Source organism: Variovorax sp. PBL-H6 (genome assembly GCF_901827155.1).
Lineage (GTDB): Bacteria > Pseudomonadota > Gammaproteobacteria > Burkholderiales > Burkholderiaceae_C > Variovorax.
Genome location: NZ_LR594659.1, coordinates 2,721,598 through 2,741,610, shown reverse-complemented (window position 1 = coordinate 2,741,610; position 20,013 = coordinate 2,721,598). Strand labels below are relative to the sequence as shown.

Sequence of the window (20,013 nt, the reverse complement as noted above, 5' to 3'; positions counted from 1 at the left end):
GATCAGCTCGACTGTGTTTGCGTCTGGGTCTGCTTCCGGGGGGTCTCGGCCTGGCCCGAGTCTCCGTTGCGCGGCTTGCCCCGCCGGTCGCCCTCGAGGATCCAGGTGTCCTTGGTGCCGCCGCCCTGCGAGGAGTTGACCACCAGCGAGCCTTCCTTGAGCGCCACGCGCGTGAGCCCGCCAGGGACCATCTGCACCTCCTTGCCCGAGAGCACGAAGGGCCGCAGGTCGATGTGCCGCGGCGCGATGCCCGACTCGACATAGGTCGGCGAGGTCGACAGGCTCAGGGTGGGCTGCGCGATGTAGCCGTCGGGCTTGGCCAGCACGGCCTTCTTGAAGTCCTCGATCTCGGCCTGCGTCGCCGCCGGGCCGATCAGCATGCCGTAGCCGCCGGCGCCGTGGACTTCCTTGACCACCAGGTCCTTCATGTGGGCCATCGTGTAGTCGAGGTCGTCCTTGTTGCGGCACACCCAGGTCGGTACGTTCTTGAGGATCGGCTGCTCGCCCAGGTAGAACTCGATCATCTTCGGCACGTAGGGATAGATCGACTTGTCGTCGGCCACTCCGGTGCCCACGGCATTGCAGATCACCACGTTGCCCTCGCGGTACGCACGCATCAGGCCGGCGCAGCCCAAGGTGGAGCTCGGCCTGAAGACCTCGGGGTCGAGGAAGTCGTCGTCGACGCGGCGATAGATGACATCCACGCGCCGCGGCCCGCGGGTCGTGCGCATGTAGACGAAGTCGTCCTTGACGAAGAGGTCTTGCCCCTCGACGAGTTCCACGCCCATCTGCTGCGCGAGAAAGGCGTGCTCGAAGTAGGCGCTGTTGTACATGCCGGGCGTGAGCACCACCACCGTGGGTTCGGCGGTGGCAGGCGGCGCGGAAGCGCGCAGGGTCTCCAGCAGCAGGTCGGGGTAGTGCGCCACCGGCGCGACGCGGTTCTGGCTGAAGAGGTCGGGGAAGAGCCGCATCATCATCTTGCGGTTCTCGAGCATGTAGCTCACGCCGCTCGGCACGCGCAGGTTGTCTTCGAGCACGTAGTACTCGCCGTTGCCGCTGGCGTCGGGTGCGCGCACGATGTCGATGCCCGAGATGTGCGAGTAGACGTCGTTGGGCACTTTCACACCCACCATCTCGGGCCGATACTGCGCGTTGTTGAAGATCTGGTCCGACGGAATCACACCGGCCTTGATGATTTCCTGCCCGTGGTAGACGTCGTGGAGGAAGCGGTTGAGCGCCGTGACGCGCTGCACCAGGCCCTTTTCCATGCGCTCCCATTCATGGGCGGGAATGATGCGCGGCAGCAGGTCGAAGGGGATCAGGCGCTCGGTGCCCGAGCCGTCCTCGTCTTTCGCGCCGTAGACGGCAAAGGTGATGCCGACACGGCGGAAGATCATCTCCGCTTCCTCCCGGCGCGAACGCATCACGTCGGGGGGCTGCTTCGCGAGCCACTGGTCGTAGCGCTTGTAGTGGTTGCGGATCGCGGCGCCTTGATAGGGCAGCTGCTCGTACATCTCGTCGAATTTGTGCATGGGCGACCGATCTCCTAGGCCGTAGCTTAGCAAGTTCAAGGCCAGAAACCGTGCTCACGCTAACCCCAACACGGCGCCAGCACGCAGCGCCAGGAAGGCATTCACGGCAGCCGGTGATGCCAGTAGCGCTGTTCTTCCTGCCGTTCGCAGCGCACGGCCGAGGGATGCGCGCTGGACCAGCGGGCCGCGCCGCAATGCGCGGAGTCGACTACGGCAATGCCACGCTCCGCATAGCGCGCCGTCACCTCCGCGGCTGGGTGCCCGAAGCGGTTGCGGTACCCGGCCTGGACCAACGCGATGCGCGGCCGCACCGCCTCGAGCAGCGTGGCGCTCGACGAAGTCTTGCTGCCGTGGTGCGGGACCAGCAGCACATCGGCGTGCAGGGTGGGCGCGCGCGCCGTCAGCGCCGCTTCCTGCAGGCGCTCGATGTCGCCGGTCAGCAGCGCAGTCGCGCGCCCGTTGCCGATGTGCAGCACGCAAGAGACCGCATTGGGCTTGGTGACGCCGGCGTAGTCGGCCTCTTGCGGATGGAGGATCTCGAAGCGAACGCCGTCCCAGGTCCACGCCTGCCCGGCCAAGCAGCGCTGCACCGGCCGCAGCTGCCGCAGGGGGTGCCCGGCCTCGATCGAGCTGCGCAGCTCGGCCCCGGGCTGCATTGCCAGCACCGCGGGCGCGCCGCCGGTGTGGTCGCTGTCGCGATGGCTCAGGACGACGGTGTCCAGCCGCTCGCCCAGCGCACGCAGCAGCGGCACCAGCACGCGGTTTCCGGCATCGCTTTCGAGGCTGTAGCGCGGCCCGGCGTCATACAGGAGGCTGTGGGTGGCGGTGCGCACCAGCACCGCATTGCCCTGCCCGATGTCCGCGGCGAGCAGCTCGAACTCGCCGGCAGGCGGTCGCGGCGCTTGCCAGAGCAGCGCCGGCAACAGCAGCGGCAGGCCCTGCACTCGCAGCGCCCACGGCAGGCGCATGGCCAGGAGCACCCCGCCGGCCACGCCGGCGACGCTGGCCCAGAGCGCGGGCGCCGGTGCCGCCAGCGTGGCCAGCGGCAGTTCGGCCAGCCACTGCAGCACCAGCGCCAGCCACTGGACTGCCCGGGCGGCCAGGTCCCACAACGGCGGCAGCAACACACCCAGCATGGCGAGCGGCGTGAGCACCAGCGTGACCCACGGTATGGCGATCGCATTGGCCAGCAGACCGACACTCGAGACCTGCTGAAAAAGCAGCAGGCTGAGCGGCGTCAATGCCAGGGTCACCGCCCATTGCTCGCGCGCCATGCGGGTCAGGCGCGCCGCGATGCCCGTGCCGCCTTCATCGGAGGCGCCCGTGGCGAACAGCACGCCCACGGCCACGAAGCTGAGCCAGAAACCGGCCTGCATCAGCGCCCAGGGATCGACCGCCACGACCACCGCGCACGTCGTCAGCCAGACGAAGGGCCAGGGCCACTGCCGCCCCGAAAGGCGCAACAGCGCGACCGTGGCGAGCATCCACACCGTGCGTTGCGAGGGCAAGCCCCAGCCGCTGAAGAGCGCATACAGCGCCGCCAGCAGCACGCCGCCCACCAGAGCCGCATGCGGCGCGGGCACCCACAGCATCAGCCGGACGCTGCGCCGCCAAGCCGCGCCCACCAGCCACGCGGCGAGCCAGGCGAACATCGTGATGTGCAGGCCGGAGATCGACATCAGGTGCGCAACGCCGGTGGCGCGGAACACGTCCCAGTCGGCACGTTCGATCGCGTTCTGGTCGCCCGTGACCAAGGCCGCGATCACGCCGGCCGTCCGGCGCTCGGCCACGCGCTCGAAGACCGCGTCGCGCACGGCCTCGCGCGCACGCTCGACCGGGTGAAGCCAGGTCTGGCCCTGCGGCTGCGGCGGCGCATCGCGTGCGCCGGTGCGCACATAGCCGCTGGCCTGCACGCCCTGTTCCCAGAGCCGCAGTTCCTGGTCGAAGCCATGCGGGTTCAGAGTGCCATGCGGCGCCTTCAGCCGCACCGTCATGCGCCAGCGCTCGCCCGCGTGCACAGTGCCTGGCGCCGCGACGGGTTCGGCGCGCGAGGCCTCCTCGGGCGCGCGTCCCCAGAGGCCTGTGTTGTCCGCATACCAGCCAAGCGCGACGCGCGCGGGCGGGCGCGGCAGCCCTCGCCCGGCACCGTCAGCCCAGGCAGCGCTCTCGACATCGAAGAGAAAACGCATCGCTCCATCGCCTGGCTGCGGCATCTGCGAGACCACGCCGAGCAACGCCAGATCGCGTCCTTCGAGTGCGGGATCGAGTGCGTCGTCGGCATGGGCGCAGGCACGCCAGCCCGCAAGACCGGCCCCGGCCATCGCGCCGGCGAGCAGCAGTGCCGGCAGCAGCACGCGCGGGAAGAACCACCACCGCGCGCGGTGCAGCAACAGCCAGCCCGCCGCCGCGACCAGCAGCAGCCCGGCATAGGCCGCGTGCTCCCACAACGCCGACTGCTGAAGCTGCAAGGCCGCGCCGAGCACCGAGCCGCCCATCAGCGCGAAGAAACCCAGGCCGCGGTCCTGCGCCTCGGCCATCAAGAAACACTCATGGATGACATGCTGCAATTCCTCCCTTGGCTGCGCTCTGTGGCGCGCTAATTGCTATGCGTGTCAGCTAGTATGCGTCCTCGTTCAGGGGCCCTTCGACGCCATCGAAAAAAATGTCCATCCACGCCGCTCTTCACCACGTCACCCACTACAAGTACGACCGTCCGGTGCAACTGGGGCCTCAGGTGGTGCGCCTCCGTCCGGCGCCGCATTGCCGCAGCAACGTCATCTCCTATTCGCTGCGGGTCGAGCCCGAGCAGCACTTCGTCAACTGGCAGCAGGACCCCTTCGCGAACTACCTGGCGCGGCTTGTGTTCCCCGAGAAGGCGCGAGAGTTCAAGGTCACGGTCGACCTGGTGGTCGAGATGGCGGTCTACAACCCCTTCGACTTCTTCCTCGAGCCGCAGGCCGAGAACTTCCCCTTCAAGTACACCGAATCGCAGGCGCAGGAGCTGGCCCCCTACCTGGTGGCCGATCCCGCCACGCCGCTGGTAGCCGCCTACCTCGAGAAGGTCGACCGCAAGACGCAGCGCACCATCGATTTCCTGGTCGGTATCAACCAGCAGGTGCAGAAGGACGTCAACTACCTGATCCGCATGGAGCCCGGCGTGCAGACGCCCGAGGAGACGCTGGCGAATGGCTCGGGCTCCTGCCGCGACTCGGGCTGGCTGCTGGTGCAGCTGCTGCGCCACTGCGGGCTGGCGGCGCGCTTCGTCTCGGGCTACCTCATCCAGCTCACGCCCGACGTGAAGGCGCTCGATGGCCCGAGCGGCACCACCGTCGACTTCACCGACCTGCACGCGTGGTGCGAGGTGTACCTGCCCGGCGCAGGATGGATCGGCCTCGATGCCACCTCCGGCCTGATGGCAGGCGAAGGCCACATTCCGCTGGCCTGCACGCCTACCCCGTCCAGCGCGGCGCCGATCGAAGGCGTGGTCGACGATGCCGAGGTCGAATTCGGCCACGAGATGAAGGTCACGCGCATCCACGAATCGCCGCGCGTCACCAAGCCGTACACCGAGGACCAGTGGGCCGAGGTACTGGCGCTGGGCGACGCAGTGGATGCGCGCCTTTCGGCCAGCGACGTGCGGCTCACCATGGGCGGCGAGCCCACCTTCGTCGCCACCAGTGACCGCGACGCGGCCGAATGGAACACCGATGCGCTCGGTCCCACCAAGCGCGGCTACGCGACCGAGCTGGTGCACCGGCTGCGCGAGGAATACGGCCAGGGCGGCTTCCTGCATTTCGGGCAGGGCAAGTGGTACCCGGGCGAGCAGCTGCCGCGTTGGGCGCTGTCGATCTTCTGGCGCGCCGACGGCCAGGTCGTGTGGCACCGGCCCGAGCTCTTCGCCGACGAGCGACACCCCACCCACTACACCAGCGAGGACGCGCAGCGCTTCACCCGCGCGCTTGCGCGCAAGCTGGGGCTGACCGACCGCTTCGTGCAACCCGGCCACGAGGACGTCTTCTATTACCTCTGGCGCGAGCGCCGCCTGCCGGTGAATGTCGATCCCTTCGACTCCAAGCTCGATGACGAGATGGAGCGCGTGCGCCTGCGTCGCGTGTTCACGCAAAAGCTCGATGCCATCGTCGGCTACGTCCTGCCCATCGAGGCCGCGAACGCCGAGTCCGATGCGCCCGCGCTCGCCGGCCCGGCGTGGAAGACCGGCCCCTGGTTCCTGCGCGACGACCGCCTCTACCTGATCCCAGGCGATTCGCCGATGGGCTACCGCCTGCCGCTGGATTCGCAGCCCTGGGCCAGCAAGGGCGACTACCCCTACCTCATCGAGCGCGATCCCAACGCCCCGCGAGCGCCCCTGCCCGCCTCGGCGCTGTTCCGCGAGCGCTACGAGGGCACGCTGGGCAGTGCGCCCGACCTCGCGGAGGTGCCCTATGAGTTCGGCGCACCGCAGCAGGCGCCGGCCGCGGTGCGCTTCCAGGCGGCACACGGCAACGCCGCGGCGGCGCGCGCTCCGATGGAGAAGGAGCCGGGCTCATTGCGCCGTCCGCAGAGCGGCGAGTCGGCCCACTGGGTCACGCGCACCGCGCTGTGCGTGGAGGTGCGCGACCCGCGCCGCGCCAACGGCCCGGGGGCCGAGAAGGTCGGCAGCGCCTCGGGCGTGCTTTACATCTTCATGCCGCCGCTGGCACGGCTGGAGGACTACCTCGACCTGCTCGCGGCCGTCGAGGCCACGGCGGACGAGCTCGACCTGCGGGTGGTGATCGAAGGCTACCCCCCGCCGCGCGACCCCCGCCTCAAGTTGCTGCAGGTCACGCCCGATCCGGGAGTGATCGAGGTCAACATCCATCCGGCGCACAACTGGCGCGAACTGGTGGCACACACCGAGTTCCTCTACGACGCGGCCTTCGAGACCCGGCTGTCGGCCGAGAAGTTCATGACCGACGGCCGCCACACCGGCACCGGCGGCGGCAACCACTTCGTGCTCGGCGGTGCCACGCCTGCCGACAGCCCCTTCCTTCGCCGGCCCGAGCTGCTCGCGAGCCTCTTGCTCTACTGGCACAACCACCCCTCGCTCAGCTACCTGTTCTCGGGCATGTTCATCGGCCCGACCAGCCAGGCCCCGCGCGTGGACGAGGCCCGAAACGACCAGGTCTACGAACTCGAGATCGCGCTGGCGCAGATCGCCCGCAACCGCGATATCCATGGCGACGGCATGCCGCCCTGGCTGGTCGACCGCACGCTGCGCAACATCCTGGTCGATGTCACCGGCAACACCCATCGCAGTGAGTTCTGCATCGACAAGCTGTACTCGCCCGACGCCGCCACCGGCCGCCTGGGCCTGCTGGAACTGCGCGCCTTCGAGATGCCGCCGCATGCGCGCATGAGCATCGCGCAGCAGCTGCTGCTGCGTGCGCTGGTGGCGCGCTTCTGGGACGCGCCTTACCGCGCGCCCGTGACGCGCTGGGGCACCGAGCTGCACGACCGTTTCCTGCTGTCCACCTTTGTCCGGATGGACTTCGACGACGTGATCAGCGAGATGCGCCAGGCCGGCTTCGCCTTCGACCCAACCTGGTTCGCGCCGCACTTCGAGTTCCGCTTCCCGCTGGTCGGCCAGGTGCAGGCCATGGGCGTGGAGCTGTCGCTGCGCAACGCGCTCGAGCCCTGGCACGTGATGGGCGAGGAAGGCTCGGCCGGCGGCACGGTGCGCTATGTCGACTCCTCGCTGGAGCGCATCGAGGTGCGCGTGACCGGGCTCAACGAAAGCCGCTACGCCATCACCGTCAATGGCCAGGCGCTGCCGCTGCAGCCCACCGGCACGGCCGGCGAGTTCGTCGCGGGCGTGCGCTACAAGGCCTGGAACCCGCCCTCGGCACTGCACCCGAGCATCGGCGTGCATGCGCCGCTGACCTTCGACATCGTCGACACCTGGATGAAGCGCTCGCTCGGCGGCTGCCAGTACTTCGTCTCCCATCCGGGCGGGCGCAATTACGAGACCTTCCCGGTCAATGCGTACGAGGCCGAAAGCCGGCGCCTGTCGCGCTTCTCGCGCATGGGCCATTCGCCGGGGCTGCTGCGCACGCCGCCTGCCAACATCGAGATTGCGGGCAGCCGCGAGTTCCCGTTCACCCTGGATTTGCGAAGGACCTGACGCGAGCGCACGGGTCTCGCGCTCACGGGGTGACAATCAACACACCGTGGACCCCTTGAACGAATCCCTCTTCGACGCCCAGGCGCTCGAGTCGCCGGCCGACCTGGCTTCCTCGCTTGCACCGCCGGCAGCGCCAGGTCATTTCGACGAGCTGCGCGGCGCCGCCACCCCTGCCCCCGCCGCCGTGCCGCGGCTCGGCGTGCCCTCGCAGCCGGCGCCGCTGCATGACGCGGCCTCGCCGCCCCCGGCCGCGGCCGCGGCTGCGCGGCCCGACGCCGAACCCGGCGCGCGCAGCCCGCTGGCGCCGCACTGGGCAGACTTCTTCGAGCAGCTCGGCACCGACGGCTTCCGCGACCTGCCCCGGCGCGCCGTCGGCCTGGAGCGCCAGATCCGCGACAACGGTGTCACCTACAACGTGTATGCCGACGCCGGCGGCCCGCAGCGACCCTGGTCGCTCGACCTCTTCCCGCTGATCGTCCCGCCCGAGAGCTGGGCTGCGATCGAGGCCGGCGCGCTGCAGCGCGTGCGCCTGCTCGACCGCATCCTGGCCGACGTGTACGGCCCGCAGCACCTGCTGGCCGAAGGCCTGCTGCCCGCTGCCCTGGTGCAAGGCAATCCCGGCTACCTGCGACCGATGCACGGCGTGCGCCCGCCCGGCGACACCTGGCTGCGCATTGCCGCCCTCGACCTCGCGCGCGGGCCCGACGGCGACTGGTGGGTGGTGTCGCAGCGCACCCAGGCTCCGTCGGGCCTGGGCTACCTGCTGGAGAACCGCCTGGCCATCGCGCGGCAGTTCCCGCAGGCCTTCGAGGCGCTGAACGTGCAGCGCCTGGCCGCCACCTACAACGCGATGATGGAGGGGCTCCAGAGCATGTGCCCGGCCGGCCACCCGCCGCACATCGCGCTGCTGACGCCCGGCCCCTACAACGAGACCTACTTCGAGCACGCCTACATTGCCCGCTACCTGGGCATCACGCTGGTCGAGGGCAACGACCTCACGGTGCGCGACCAGCGGCTCTATCTCAAGACCTTGCAGGGCCTGCGTCCGGTGCATGGACTCATCAAGCGGCTGGACGACCAGTTCCTCGATCCCCTGGAACTCCGGGCCGACTCCACGCTGGGCGTGCCCGGCCTCCTGCAGGCGATACGCGCCGGAAACGTGCTGCTGGCCAACACGCCGGGGTCGGCCTTCCTCGAATCTCCCGCGCTGCTCGGCTTTCTCCCCGCGCTGTCGCGCCGCCTGCTCGGCGAAAAGCTGCTGCTGCCGGCCCTGCCCACCTGGTGGTGCGGCGAGCGTGCCGCGATGGAAGCCGTGCTGCCGCAGCTGGCCGGCTGCACCATCAAGCCCACCTACGCCGGCGAGGAGGGGCATGCCGGCTTCGACACCCAGCTCGGCAGCCGCCTGAGCCGGCGCGAGCTCGACGAATGGGCGGGCCGCATCGTGCGCGCGGGAGAGGAATACACGGTCCAGAATCACCTGCCGATATCGCAGATGCCCACCTGGGCCCAGGACCTCGGCGCCGGCCACATTGCGCCGCGCTCGGTGCTGCTGCGCGTCTTCGCGGTCTGCGTCGGCCCGCAGTCCTGGCGCGTGCTGCCCGGCGGCCTGGCGCGGCTGTCCGGAGCCGACGCGCAGATCGCCTCGATGCAGCGCGGCGGCAGCAGCGCCGACGTGTGGGTGCAGACCCATGGCGAGGTCGACCGCACCACCCGCCTGCAGGTGCACGCCACCCCGGCGTCTCTCGCCCGCCACCGCGCGCCGGTCACCAGCCGCGCGGCCGAGAACATGTATTGGCTGGGCCGCTACACCGAGCGCGCCGAGAACGCGGTGCGCCTGGCGCGGCTCACGCTCGACCTGCTCGGCGGCGAAGACCCCTCCTCGCCCGCACTGCTGACCTGGCTGCACGACATGGCCTGGCGCAACGCGCTGGTGCCGCGCGACGTGCCCAGCCTGCCGCGCTCGCGGCGCGTCTTCGAGCGCTCGCTGATCGCCGAGCTGGCCGACATCGACGAGGGCGGCAGCGTTGGCTACAGCCTGCGCTGCGTGCGCCAGGCCGCGGCCGCCGTGCGGGAGCGACTTTCGCCCGACCACTGGAACCAGATCGTGCGCGCCGAGGGCGAATTCATGCGCCGCAGCGCCGAGCAGGCCGGCGAGCGCGTCGACGGCGGCTACGCCAGCGCCGCGGCGCTGCGCATGCTCGAATCCACCAGCGCCGCGCTCGCCGCAATGACCGGCGCCCAGACCGATCGCATGACGCGCGACGACGCCTGGCGCCTGCTCTCCATCGGCCGCCACATCGAGCGCCTTGCATTCCTGTCCAGTTCGCTGGCCGCCGGCTTCGAGATCGGCTCGGTACACGACGTGAGCGGCTTCGAGGCCATGGTCGGCCTGTTCGACAGCACCATCACCTTCCACGCGCGCTACCAGCAGCGGCGCGACGTCGCACCCCTGGTGGATCTGCTGGTACTCGACGGCGACAACCCGCGGTCGCTGGCCTGGGTCACGCAGACGCTGCGCGGGCGCATTGCGCGGCTCGCGGGCAGCGCACCGGGCAAGCTCACGGCGCTCTCGCATGAGTTGCCCGACCCCGCCTCCTGGACCCTCGAGGACCTCTGCGAGCCCGGGGCCAACGCCGACTACGGCGCGCTGATGCAGCTGCTCGAGACCTGCGAGGCCGCGGCCTACCATGTGTCGGATGCCATCGGCATCCGCTACTTCACACTGACTTCGGAATCGCTCCGCTCGGTCGGGGCATAGGGCCAAGCCATGCTCTTGAACGTGACTCACGAGACACGCTACGCGTATTCGCCCCCGGTCGAAACCGCACAGCACCTCGCACACCTCAAGCCGCGGACCACGCCGGCGCAGCGCCTGGTGAGCCACGCGCTCACGATCAGCCCCGAGCCCGCGCAGCGCAGCGAATCGCCCGATGTCTACGGCAATGCGCGCGCCTTCTTCGCGCTGGACTCGACCCATGATGAGCTGGTGGTGACGGCCGAGAGCGTCGTCGAGACCTCCGCGCCCCTGCTCTCGACGGCCGCGGCGTGCGAGTTGCCCTGGGAAGAGGTGCGCGAGCGCTTCCGCTACGCCAAGGACACGCGCTTCGACGCCGCCGCCGAATTCGTCTTCCCCTCGCACTACGTGCCGCGGCACGACGACTTCGCCGCGTACGCGCGGCCCAGCTTCACGCCCGACCGGTCGGTCTTCGACGCCGCGATGGACCTGGCGCTGCGCATGCACGCGGACTTCCGGTACGACAGCGGCAGCACCGAGATCAGCACGCCGGCGATCGAGGCCCTGGCGCAGCGCCACGGCGTGTGCCAGGACTTCGCCCACATCATGATCGCCTGCTTTCGCACCCTGGGCCTTCCGGCGCGCTACGTCAGCGGCTACCTGCTGACCCAGCCGCCGCCAGGCCAGCCCCGGCTGATCGGCGCCGATGCCTCGCACGCCTGGGTCTCCGTCTACATTCCCGGCGCTGACGGTCCGGGCGACTGGGCCGAGTTCGACCCCACGAACGGCCGCCAGCCCGGCGAGGACTATGTCGCGCTCGCCATCGGTCGCGACTACGCCGACATCTCGCCGATGCGCGGCGTGCTGCACGGGGGCGCGCGCCATACGCTGGACGTGCGCGTCACCGTGCAGCCGCTGGAAGAGCTGTGCGCCGAGGCGGCGCAAGCCGCGCAGCAGGTGCAGACGCAGAAACAGATGCCGACGCGAACACAGACACAATCGCCCCTCCAAGACCCAGACAAGGAGCCCTCATGAGCATCAACGACAAACTCAAAAGCCTCGGCATCACCCTGCCGCCGGTCGCCATCCCCGCGGCCGCCTACGTGCCTTTCGTGCAGACCGGCAAGCTGGTCTTCCTCTCCGGGCATATCGCGAAGAAGGACGGCAAGCCCTGGGTCGGCCAGCTCGGCGCCGGCCTCGGCACCGAGGAAGGCAAGCAGGCGGCGCGCGCCATTGCGATCGACCTGCTGGGCACGCTGCAGGCCGCCATCGGCGACCTGAACAAGGTCAAGCGCATCGTCAAGGTGATGAGCCTGGTCAACTCCACGCCCTCCTTCACCGAGCAGCACCTGGTGACCAACGGCGCCAGCGAGTTCTTTGCCGAGGTCTTCGGCCCAGAGAAAGGCGCGCATGCGCGCAGCGCCTTCGGCGTGGCGCAGATCCCCTTCGGCGCCTGCGTCGAGATCGAGCTCATCGCTGAAGTCGAATGACGCCGTCCTGCCTCTAGCTTGGACGACACCGACCGTCACCTGCTGAGCCTCCTGCAGGCCAACGCCCGTGCCCCCGCGGCCGAGCTGGCGCGCAAGTTGAAGGTGGCGCGCACCACCGTGGTCGCGCGCATCGCCCGCCTGGAGCGCGAGGGCGTGATCGCCGGCTACGGCGTGCGCCTCGGCCAGCGCCTGGAGCAGGCCGCGGTGCGCGCCTACTGCGGCCTGAGCGTCGCGCCGAAGATGGCGGCCGGCGTGATCCGTGCGCTGGAGCGGCTGCCCGAGCTGGAGGAGCTCTCGGCCGTCAGCGGCGAGTACGACTACATGCTCGCTTTGCGCTGCGAGACCAACGAGCAGCTCGACGCCCTCCTCGACCGCATCGGCCTGATCGAGGGCATCCAGCACACCCACACCTCGGTGGTGCTGAGCCGCAAGATCGATCGGCGCAGTGCGGTGGGATAGGGATGCGGCAATCGAACTGAGGCGGACTCGAAGACGTGCGCAGCCTGGCAGACCTGCTTCGGGACTGGATCGACCGCGAATCACTGACGCAGTCGATCGGCATCGAATGGCGAAGGACGAACCGCGCACTGGGACTGTGGGTGCCTTCTGCGGTCGAGCCGGGGGAGAACAACATCGTCCTCAATCCAGACCACATGTCGTTCGCGTCCATCACGGTCAGTGTCGAACGGAACCCGTTCAGCTTCGACGATCGAATCTTTTCCTAGGACCGTTCAGCCGACGCGTTCAAGGGCCAGCGCGCGCGGCGCCCGTCCCAGTGTCGCGATGACCGCCGCCGCCACCAGCACCAACGCGGCGCTCATCAGCATGGTGCTCGCGATGCCGTACCCGTCCACCACCACGCCGCCGGCCAGGGCGCCGCTGGCGATGGCGACCTGGAAGCCGCTCACCAGCAGGGCCTGCCCCGCCTCGGGCGCGTCGGGCACGGCCTGCATCATCCAGCCGGTGAGTGCCACCGGGATCAGGCCGAAGGCCATGCCCCAGACCACCACCACGACCGCGCCCGCCAACATGCCGCTGCCGACCATCGTCGAGAGCACCAGCGCCGAAGCCAGCAGCAGCGCCGCCGCCAGTGCGGCCAGGCGCACGCTGCGTGCCACCAGGCTGCCGCCGAAGAAGGTGCCGACGAAGCCGGTCGCGCCGTAGACCAGCAGCAAGGTCGTCACCGCATCGGGCCCGAGGCCGAAGCTCTGCTGCAGCAGAGGCTTGAGATAGGTGTAGGCCGCGAAGTGGCCCGCGATGAGGAACAGCACCGCCAGCAGCCCCACCTGCGCCATGCGGCGCGTGAGCGGCGTCAGCAGGTCGCGGGGCCGTATCGCGCGTGCCGGCGGCATCGAAGGCAGCAGCCAGATCTGCATGAGCAGCACCACGGCCGCAAGCACGCCGGTCGCCCCGAAGCTTGCGCGCCACCCGGCCAGGTCGCCGAGGAACGCGGTGACGGGCACGCCGAACACGGTTGCGCCCGAGACGCCTGCCAGCACGATCGACATGGCGCGCGCCTTCGAGACCTCCGGCACGAGCTGGGTGCCGGCACCCGGCGCGAAGGTCCAGAAGCCGCCGATGCACAGGCCCAGCAACAGCCGGGCAACAAGCATGGTGGCGAAGTTGGGCGCCAGCGCGGCGAGGAAGTTGGAGGCCACCAGCAGCGCGCTGAGGGCGATCATCACGGTGCGCCGGTCGAGCCGGCCCGAGGCCACGATCAACGCCGGTCCCGCGAAGGCGGCCAGCACGCCGGGCATGGTCACCATGAGCCCGGCGGTGCCGTCGGAGACGCCGAGGCCGGCCGCGATGTCGGTCAGCAGGCCGATCGGCAGGAACTCGGTCGTGACCATCGCGAAGGTGCCGACGGCGATGGAGCCGACCGCGAGCCAGGTGGAGCGCGAGGCTTCTTCCGTGCGCGCGGGCGCGAGCACGGCGCCGTCGCAGGTGGTGCAGGGAGCATTCATGGGCGGTTCTTCGAAAAAGAAAAGCCGGGGCCTTCGGCGCGCCCGGGCTTGCGTTGAATAGGCGTCGAGTCTGAAGGCGCTCCGCCGTTCGTCAAAGACGGCACGGGGAAGTTGTCCGTTTCCCGATCGCTAACAATGCGCTGCGAAGAAGCTCATGCGCGAACCGACCAAGGGGTGTCGGCGATTCCGAGGCCCGGTGCCCTCGCCCCCTCCCTCTCCCGGAGGGAGAGGGAGTCATACGGGCGCTCAGCCGAAGCGGATGCCCTGCGCCAGCGGCAGCTCGGTCGAGTAGTTGATGGTGTTGGTGCTGCGGCGCATGTACTGCTTCCACGCATCCGAGCCGCTCTCGCGGTCGCCGCCGGTCTCCTTCTCGCCGCCGAAGGCGCCGCCGATCTCGGCGCCGCTGGGCCCGATGTTGACGTTGGCCATGCCGCAGTCGGAACCCGCGACCGAGAGAAAGAGTTCGATCTCCCGCAGGTTGTTCGAGAAGATGCAGGAGGACAGGCCCTGGGGCACGTCGTTGTGCATCGCGATCGCCTCATCGAGCGCTTCATAGTCCATCACGTAGAGCAGCGGCGCGAAGGTCTCGCGGCGCACCACCTCGGTCTGCGCCGGCATCTCGGCAACCGCCGGACGCACGTACCAGGCCTGCGCGAAGAGCTCCGCATGCACGCGCTCGCCGCCGGTCAGGATGCGCCCGCCCTGCGCCTTCGCCTCCGCGATGGCAGCCTGCATCGCGCCATAGGCGGCCTCGTCGATCAGCGGCCCGACCAGCGTTCCCTCCTCCAGCGGATGGCCGATGCGCAAGCTCCGGTAGGCGGGCAGCAGCTTGCCGAGCAGCGCCTCCTTGACGCTGCGATGGACGATCAGCCGCCGCAGCGAGGTGCAGCGCTGGCCCGCGGTGCCCACTGCGCTGAACAGGATGGCGCGCACCGCCATGTCGAGGTCGGCCGCGGGCGTGACGATCATCGCGTTGTTGCCGCCCAGCTCGAGGATGCGGCGTCCGAAGCGAGCCGCCACGCGCGGCCCGACTTCGCGGCCCATGCGGGTGGAGCCGGTGGCCGAGACCAACGGCACCAGTGGGCTGTCGACCAGCGCCTCGGCCTGCGGCTGGCCGCCCATCACGATCTGCGCCAGCCCGGTGGGCGCACGCTCGCCGAAGCGGGCAATGGCGCGCTCCAGGGCGCGGAAGGTCGCGAGGCCCGACAGTGGCGCCTTCTCCGAGGGCTTGAAGATCACCGGATCGCCGCACACCAGCGCGATGGCGGCATTCCATGCGAACACCGCGCTCGGGAAGTTGAAGGCGGTGATCACCGCCACCGGCCCCAGCGGGTGGTACTGCTCCATGATCCGGTGGCCCGGGCGCTCGGAGACGATGGTCCTGCCGTAAAGCTGGCGCGCAAGGCCGAGCGCGAACTCGCAGATGTCGACGCCCTCTTGCAACTCGCCCAGGCCTTCCTGTGCGATCTTGCCGGACTCGATCGAGATCACACGGCCGATCGATGCCTTCGCCTCGCGCAGCTCCTCGCCCCAGAGCCGCACCAGCTCGCCACGCACCGGTGCGGGCACCTCGCGCCATTGCCTGAAGGCCGCCTGGGCCTGTTCGATGATCGAGGGCATCGACGCCATCGGCGTCTCGTGCAGCCGGGCGATCTCGGCGCCGTCGATGGGCGAGCGCACGCGCAGGCTGCCGCCCGATCGCTGCGCGCCGGGAATGCCGCAGCGCTCGAACAGGGCTGAGCGTTCTTCGTCGTTCATGGGCGGGCCTCCTTCGATCTGCGGTGCCGGATCGGCGATGGCCAAGCATGGACGGACGCATGGCCCTGGCGCGAGATTGCATGCGACTGCGTCGAGGCCGTCTCGCCCAGCGCCGCATAGCAGTTGCCTACGCGCGTGCTCAGGAAGGCTTCCAGCCCCACCTGTTCCTGCCCGACGAAGCCGCGCGGTGGCAGGCGTCCGGTGCGCAACAGCTCGAACACGCCGACCACGCCGGCGGCGGTCGCGAGCTCGATCGCGGTGCGATCCACGCCGCGCAGCCGGCCGCCGTGGATGCGCGCCATGCGCGTCAGCTGTTCGAAGCGGCCGTCGCGCTCGCCGGCCGCGGATGCGAAGACGATCACGACATCGTCACGGCTGTGGGGCACGGCATGCTCCAGCACCTGGCGCAGCAGCTCGCGCCGCTCGACCAGTTGCAGGTCATGCAGCAGGAAGTCCATCGCATCGCGGTGGCCGGGGTAGCGCAGCGTCTTGTAGTCGAGGTTGCGCACGCGGCCCGCCAGTGTCTCGGCCAGCGTGCCCAGGCCGCCGGAGGTGTGGAAGGCCTCGTAGGCCTCGCCTTCCAGCAGCAGCGTCTCGTGCCCTTCCAGCGGCTGCACCGAGACCGGCCGGCCTTGCACGATGGCGGCGCAGGGATTGCAGTACTCGTTGATGAGGCCGTCGATGCTCCAGGTAAAGGCGTAGCGCAGGCGGTTGGTCGCATGCCGCGGGAGTGCGCCCACGCGCAGGTGCAGATCGCGCAGTGCGTCGAAGCGGCTGGCCAGCTGCATGCCCAGCATGCCGATCACGCCTGGGGCTAGCCCGCATTGCGGCATCAACACCGTGGCGGCGTTCGGTGCAAGCGCGCGGATGGCGGCGGTAGCGGCCACGTCCTCCGTCAGGTCGAAGTAGTGCAGGCCCTGCGCGCAAGCGGCCGCGGCGACCTGCGCGGCAAGATGGAAGGGCAAGGCATTGATCACGACCTCATGCCCGGCCATCGCAGCCGTGAGCGCGGCGCCCTCCTCCACGTCGAGCACGATGCGCGCGACCCCGCGGTCACCGGGCTCCGCGGGCGGCAGCGTGCGGTCCGCCAGCGTCACCGGCAGGTGGTGGTACTCGGCCACCATGTCGGCCACCGTACTGCCCACCTTGCCGGCGCCCAGCACCAGGACCTTGCGGATCCTGTCGTTCTCGATCGGGGTCATCGCACACCTCCTTCAGTCGTACGAAGACTGTAGGTGGGAGGGCTGGCAGGCGGAAGCCGCCAATGCGTCAGGAACTACAGCGAGCCGGCCGAAACGTAGGCCGCGTGCGTCGAACCGTCAGCTTGGACAGAACCTCATGGTCCGCCCGAGGACCCGCGCACCACCAGTTCCCCGGGTAGCAGCACCTGCCGCGGCGGCCCCTCGAGCCCGCGCAGGCGTTCGATCAGGCAGGTTGCCGCAGTGCGGCCAATGGCATCGGTGGGCTGCGCGATCGTGCTGAGCCCCGGACCGATCAGCGGCGCCCATTCGGGATCGTCGAAGCCTACGAAGCCGAGCTCGACGCCGAAGTGCCAGCCCAGGCGCGCCATCGCCGAGGCGACGCGCAGGGTCATGACCGCGTTGCCGGACAGCACGGCAGCGCGGCGCGCGCCCCTGGCACGCTTGCGCAAGGCCCGCAAGGCGGCGTCGAGCGCATCGTTGTCCTCGCCGTTGCTTTCGAACACCTCCCCGGCGACGCGCGGCTGGTGCGCCGCGACGCAGTTGCCGAACGCCGCGGTCCGTTCACGCCGTGAGCTCACGCCCTTGAGCGGCTCGGTGATGTAGAGCAGTTCGCGATAGCCGCCCTCGACCAGGTGGCCGCAGGCGGCCTTCATCGCCGCCGGGTTGTCGAGCGAGACAAAGTCGGTGTGCATGCCGGCATGCCTGCGATCCACCAGCACCGCCGGCTTGCCATGCAGTGCGTCGGCGTCGACCAGCCCGGCGCCGCGGCCCAGCGTGTTGAGGATGAAGCCGTCCACCTGGTAGCCGGCGAGCGCATCGATCGCCTCGCGCTCGCGATCGATGTCGTTGCCGAGATTGAACAGCATCACCAGGTAGCCGGCCTCCTGGCAGGCCTTCTCGGCGCCGCGCAGCACGGCCACCGAGTAGGGGTTGGTGATGTCGGCCACGATCAGGCCGATGAGGCGCGAGCGGCCATGGCTCAGCGCCTGCGCCATCGGGCTCGGCGTATAGGCCAGCCGGGCGACTGCGGCCTCGACGCGCGTCGCGATCTCGGCGCTGAGCAGGCGATCTCGGTGGTTGAGGAAGCGTGAGACGGTGGCCTTGGAGACGCCGGCCTCCTTCGCCACGTCGGCGATGGTCGGTCTCATCGGCTTCCTGGGGCTCATTTGTACGGTGCGCTTGTTGTGAGGGCTCCAGCCTCAACACAACAGCACCGAACCAAATCGCCCAACCCGCAGCTCACGCCAAGCCCGCAGTGTCATAAGCCGCCAGCGGTCGCTCGCCACCAAGGGCCTTCAGCAGGTTGGTAGTCGCCAGCTCGGCCATCGCATGTCGCGTCTCATACGTGGCCGAGCCGATGTGCGGCAACGGCGTCACCCGCGGATGTGTGCGCAACGGCGAATCAGCCGGGAGCGGCTCGGTCGCGAACACATCGAGCCCGGCCGCCCGCAGCGTGCCTTGGTCGAGCGCAGCCAACAGCGCGGGCTCCTGCACCGTCGCCCCCCTCCCACCGTTGATGAATATCGCGCCGGGCTTCATGCGGCCGAACACGCGCGCATCGACCATGCCCCGCGTGCTGTCCGACAGCGGCAGCATCGCGACCACGATATCCGCGCGCGCCAGCAGGTCGTCGAGCGGCGTGTGCGCGGCCCTGTCGACCAGCTCGGGCGCCTGCGCCGCGAGGTCGACGGCGCGCCGCGCGTGGTAGAGCACGGGCATGCCGAAGCCCAGGGCCGCGCGCCGGGCAATGGCCTGGCCGATGCGGCCGAAGCCCAGCAGGCCGAGCGTCTTGCCGTGCACGTCGTAGCCGAACAGCGCCTCGTCGATGTTCTTCGTCCAGCGGCCTTCGCGCACCAGGTTCGACAACTCGACCACGCGGCGGCTGGTCGCCATCAGCAGCGCGAAGACGGTGTCGGCCACTGTCTCGTCGAGCACGCCGGGCGTGTGGCACAGCAGGATGCCGCGCGCATGCAGGGCTGCCAGCGCATAGTTGTCCACGCCAACCGAGACGCTGGAGACCACCTCGAGCTTCGGCGCACGCGCGAGCAGCGCCTCGTCGACCGGGAAGCTGGAGCCGATCAGCCCCTGGGCCTCGGGCAGCGCGGCCTCGAAGGCGCCGAGCTGCGCCGCGATGCGCGGGTTGGCGACGGTGACCTCGTGGGCGGCCTGCAGGCGCGCGAGCTGGTCATCGGGCAACTCGCGGAAAACCAGAACCTTCTTGCGCATCACAGCCTCGCTTCGTCCAGTTGCGCCCGCGTCGGCAGGCCTTCGGTGTCGCCCAGCACCTGCACTGCGCGGGCGCCGATCCAGGCGCCACGGCGCACGGCCTCGGGCACCGGCTTGCCTTCGAGCAGCGCGCTGATCACGCCCACGGCGAAACCATCTCCGGCGCCCACGGTGTCGATCACCTGCGCCACGGGGAAGCCGTCGACGCGGCCGGTGCCCGCCGCATCGCTGTCGTAGTAGGCGCCTTGCGCGCCGAGCTTGACCACCACCAGCTTCGCACCGCGCTCGCGGTAGAAGCGCGCCACGCCCTCGGGCGTGGTCTCGCCGGTGAGCAGCAGGCCCTCTTCCATCCCGGGCAGCACCCAGTCGGCGCGGGCGGCCAGCGCGTTGATCCAGTGGCGCATGGTCTCGGTCGAGGACCACAGCGTGGGACGCAGATTGGGATCGAAGGAGATGGTGCGGCCGGCCGCGCGCATCACCTCCATCGCCTTCAGGGAGGCTTGCAGGCTGGTGTCGGAGATGGCGGCGAACACGCCGGTCGCATGCAGGTGCCGCGCCGAGCGCAGCCAGGCCTCGTCGACATCCGACGGGCCCATGTGGCTCGCGGCAGAGCCCTTGCGGTGGTACTCGACCGGCGGGTCGCTGCCGTCGGTCACGCGCCCCTTGAACTGGAAGCCGGTGCGCTGCGCCGGATCGCTGGTCACGTGCGAGCAATCGATGCCCTCGGCCTGCATGGTGGCCAGCAGCGAGCGGCCCATCGAATCGGTCCCGAGCCGGCTGGCCCAGCCGACCTTCAGGCCCAGGCGCGAGAGACCGATGGCGACGTTCGTTTCCGCACCCGCGGTGCGCTTGTGAAAGCCGGTGGCGTTCTCGATCGCACCGGGTTGATCGGCCACCAGCAGCAGCATGGCCTCGCCGAAGAGGGCGACATCGAAGGCAGGATTCAT

The 20,013-nt window shown here is 69.9% G+C and carries 14 protein-coding genes; 6 read left to right on the top strand and 8 right to left on the bottom strand.

Annotation, left to right across the window (positions count from 1 at the left end; all coding sequences use genetic code 11):
• Window positions 1-2: 2 nt before the first annotated feature.
• Window positions 3-1,532: a circularly permuted type 2 ATP-grasp protein gene (locus G3W89_RS12945; protein ID WP_232076506.1), complete on the bottom strand. Its 1,530-nt coding sequence runs from the start codon at window positions 1,530-1,532 to the stop codon at window positions 3-5.
• Between the two features lie 101 nt (window positions 1,533-1,633).
• Window positions 1,634-4,069: a DNA internalization-related competence protein ComEC/Rec2 gene (locus G3W89_RS12940; RefSeq protein ID WP_232076504.1), complete on the bottom strand. Its 2,436-nt coding sequence runs from the start codon at window positions 4,067-4,069 to the stop codon at window positions 1,634-1,636.
• Window positions 4,070-4,194: 125 nt separating this feature from the next.
• Here G3W89_RS12940 and G3W89_RS12935 point away from each other — a divergent pair, with 125 nt between their 5' ends.
• From G3W89_RS12935 to G3W89_RS12910, 6 genes are read left to right on the top strand one after another with little or no spacing between them, the layout of a single operon-like run.
• Window positions 4,195-7,692 (top strand): transglutaminase family protein, encoded by a 3,498-nt coding sequence (locus G3W89_RS12935; protein WP_162574460.1) that lies wholly within the window; start codon window positions 4,195-4,197, stop codon window positions 7,690-7,692.
• Window positions 7,693-7,747: 55 nt separating this feature from the next.
• Window positions 7,748-10,450 (top strand): circularly permuted type 2 ATP-grasp protein, encoded by a 2,703-nt coding sequence (locus G3W89_RS12930; protein WP_443083170.1) that lies wholly within the window; start codon window positions 7,748-7,750, stop codon window positions 10,448-10,450.
• A 9-nt stretch (window positions 10,451-10,459) separates the two neighbouring features.
• Window positions 10,460-11,461 carry a transglutaminase family protein gene (locus tag G3W89_RS12925; RefSeq protein WP_162574458.1) on the top strand — a complete coding sequence of 334 codons (1,002 nt, stop codon included), beginning with the start codon at window positions 10,460-10,462 and terminating at the stop codon, window positions 11,459-11,461.
• Entirely contained in the window at window positions 11,458-11,916 is a 459-nt protein-coding gene (locus tag G3W89_RS12920) for a RidA family protein (RefSeq protein WP_162574457.1), read from the top strand. Before G3W89_RS12925 ends, G3W89_RS12920 begins: the two co-directional genes overlap by 4 nt.
• An 18-nt stretch (window positions 11,917-11,934) precedes the next feature.
• Window positions 11,935-12,375, top strand: a complete 441-nt coding sequence (locus G3W89_RS12915; RefSeq protein ID WP_162574456.1) for an Lrp/AsnC family transcriptional regulator — start codon at window positions 11,935-11,937, stop codon at window positions 12,373-12,375.
• Between the two features lie 35 nt (window positions 12,376-12,410).
• A complete protein-coding gene (locus G3W89_RS12910; protein WP_162574455.1) occupies window positions 12,411-12,641 on the top strand; it encodes an RES family NAD+ phosphorylase in 231 nt (76 codons plus the stop codon).
• Window positions 12,642-12,647: 6 nt separating this feature from the next.
• On the opposite strand, the gene G3W89_RS12905 is transcribed toward G3W89_RS12910, so the two are convergent.
• The 6 genes from G3W89_RS12905 to G3W89_RS12880 all read right to left on the bottom strand — a co-directional run bounded on the left by G3W89_RS12905 (window position 12,648) and on the right by G3W89_RS12880 (window position 20,013).
• A complete protein-coding gene (locus G3W89_RS12905) occupies window positions 12,648-13,880 on the bottom strand; it encodes an MFS transporter (protein ID WP_162574454.1) in 1,233 nt (410 codons plus the stop codon).
• A 246-nt stretch (window positions 13,881-14,126) separates the two neighbouring features.
• The gene (gene amaB, locus G3W89_RS12900) at window positions 14,127-15,638 is read right to left on the bottom strand and encodes an L-piperidine-6-carboxylate dehydrogenase (RefSeq protein ID WP_162574453.1); all 1,512 of its coding nucleotides are present in this window, start codon (window positions 15,636-15,638) and stop codon (window positions 14,127-14,129) included.
• Window positions 15,635-16,840 (bottom strand): saccharopine dehydrogenase family protein, encoded by a 1,206-nt coding sequence (locus G3W89_RS12895; RefSeq protein WP_174258258.1) that lies wholly within the window; start codon window positions 16,838-16,840, stop codon window positions 15,635-15,637. The genes amaB and G3W89_RS12895 overlap by 4 nt, the downstream gene beginning before the upstream one ends.
• 134 nt (window positions 16,841-16,974) lie before the next feature.
• Complete coding sequence (locus tag G3W89_RS12890; protein ID WP_162574452.1) at window positions 16,975-17,988, bottom strand: LacI family DNA-binding transcriptional regulator; 1,014 nt, start codon at window positions 17,986-17,988, stop codon at window positions 16,975-16,977.
• Window positions 17,989-18,079: 91 nt separating this feature from the next.
• A complete protein-coding gene (locus G3W89_RS12885) occupies window positions 18,080-19,066 on the bottom strand; it encodes a 2-hydroxyacid dehydrogenase (protein ID WP_162574451.1) in 987 nt (328 codons plus the stop codon).
• On the bottom strand, window positions 19,066-20,013 hold the full coding sequence (locus tag G3W89_RS12880) for a sugar kinase (RefSeq protein WP_443083205.1): 948 nt from the start codon (window positions 20,011-20,013) through the stop codon (window positions 19,066-19,068). The genes G3W89_RS12885 and G3W89_RS12880 overlap by 1 nt, the downstream gene beginning before the upstream one ends.

Coding starts and splice junctions, on each gene's coding strand:
- G3W89_RS12945 (WP_232076506.1), bottom strand. CDS start 1,532: ATGCACAAATTCGACGAGATGTACGAGCAGCTGCCCTATCAAGGCGCC.
- amaB (WP_162574453.1), bottom strand. CDS start 15,638: ATGAACGACGAAGAACGCTCAGCCCTGTTCGAGCGCTGCGGCATTCCC.
- G3W89_RS12920 (WP_162574457.1), top strand. CDS start 11,458: ATGAGCATCAACGACAAACTCAAAAGCCTCGGCATCACCCTGCCGCCG.
- G3W89_RS12895 (WP_174258258.1), bottom strand. CDS start 16,840: ATGACCCCGATCGAGAACGACAGGATCCGCAAGGTCCTGGTGCTGGGC.
- G3W89_RS12890 (WP_162574452.1), bottom strand. CDS start 17,988: ATGAGACCGACCATCGCCGACGTGGCGAAGGAGGCCGGCGTCTCCAAG.
- G3W89_RS12940 (WP_232076504.1), bottom strand. CDS start 4,069: ATGGCCGAGGCGCAGGACCGCGGCCTGGGTTTCTTCGCGCTGATGGGC.
- G3W89_RS12880 (WP_443083205.1), bottom strand. CDS start 20,013: ATGAATCCTGCCTTCGATGTCGCCCTCTTCGGCGAGGCCATGCTGCTG.
- G3W89_RS12935 (WP_162574460.1), top strand. CDS start 4,195: ATGTCCATCCACGCCGCTCTTCACCACGTCACCCACTACAAGTACGAC.
- G3W89_RS12925 (WP_162574458.1), top strand. CDS start 10,460: ATGCTCTTGAACGTGACTCACGAGACACGCTACGCGTATTCGCCCCCG.
- G3W89_RS12905 (WP_162574454.1), bottom strand. CDS start 13,880: ATGAATGCTCCCTGCACCACCTGCGACGGCGCCGTGCTCGCGCCCGCG.
- G3W89_RS12885 (WP_162574451.1), bottom strand. CDS start 19,066: ATGCGCAAGAAGGTTCTGGTTTTCCGCGAGTTGCCCGATGACCAGCTC.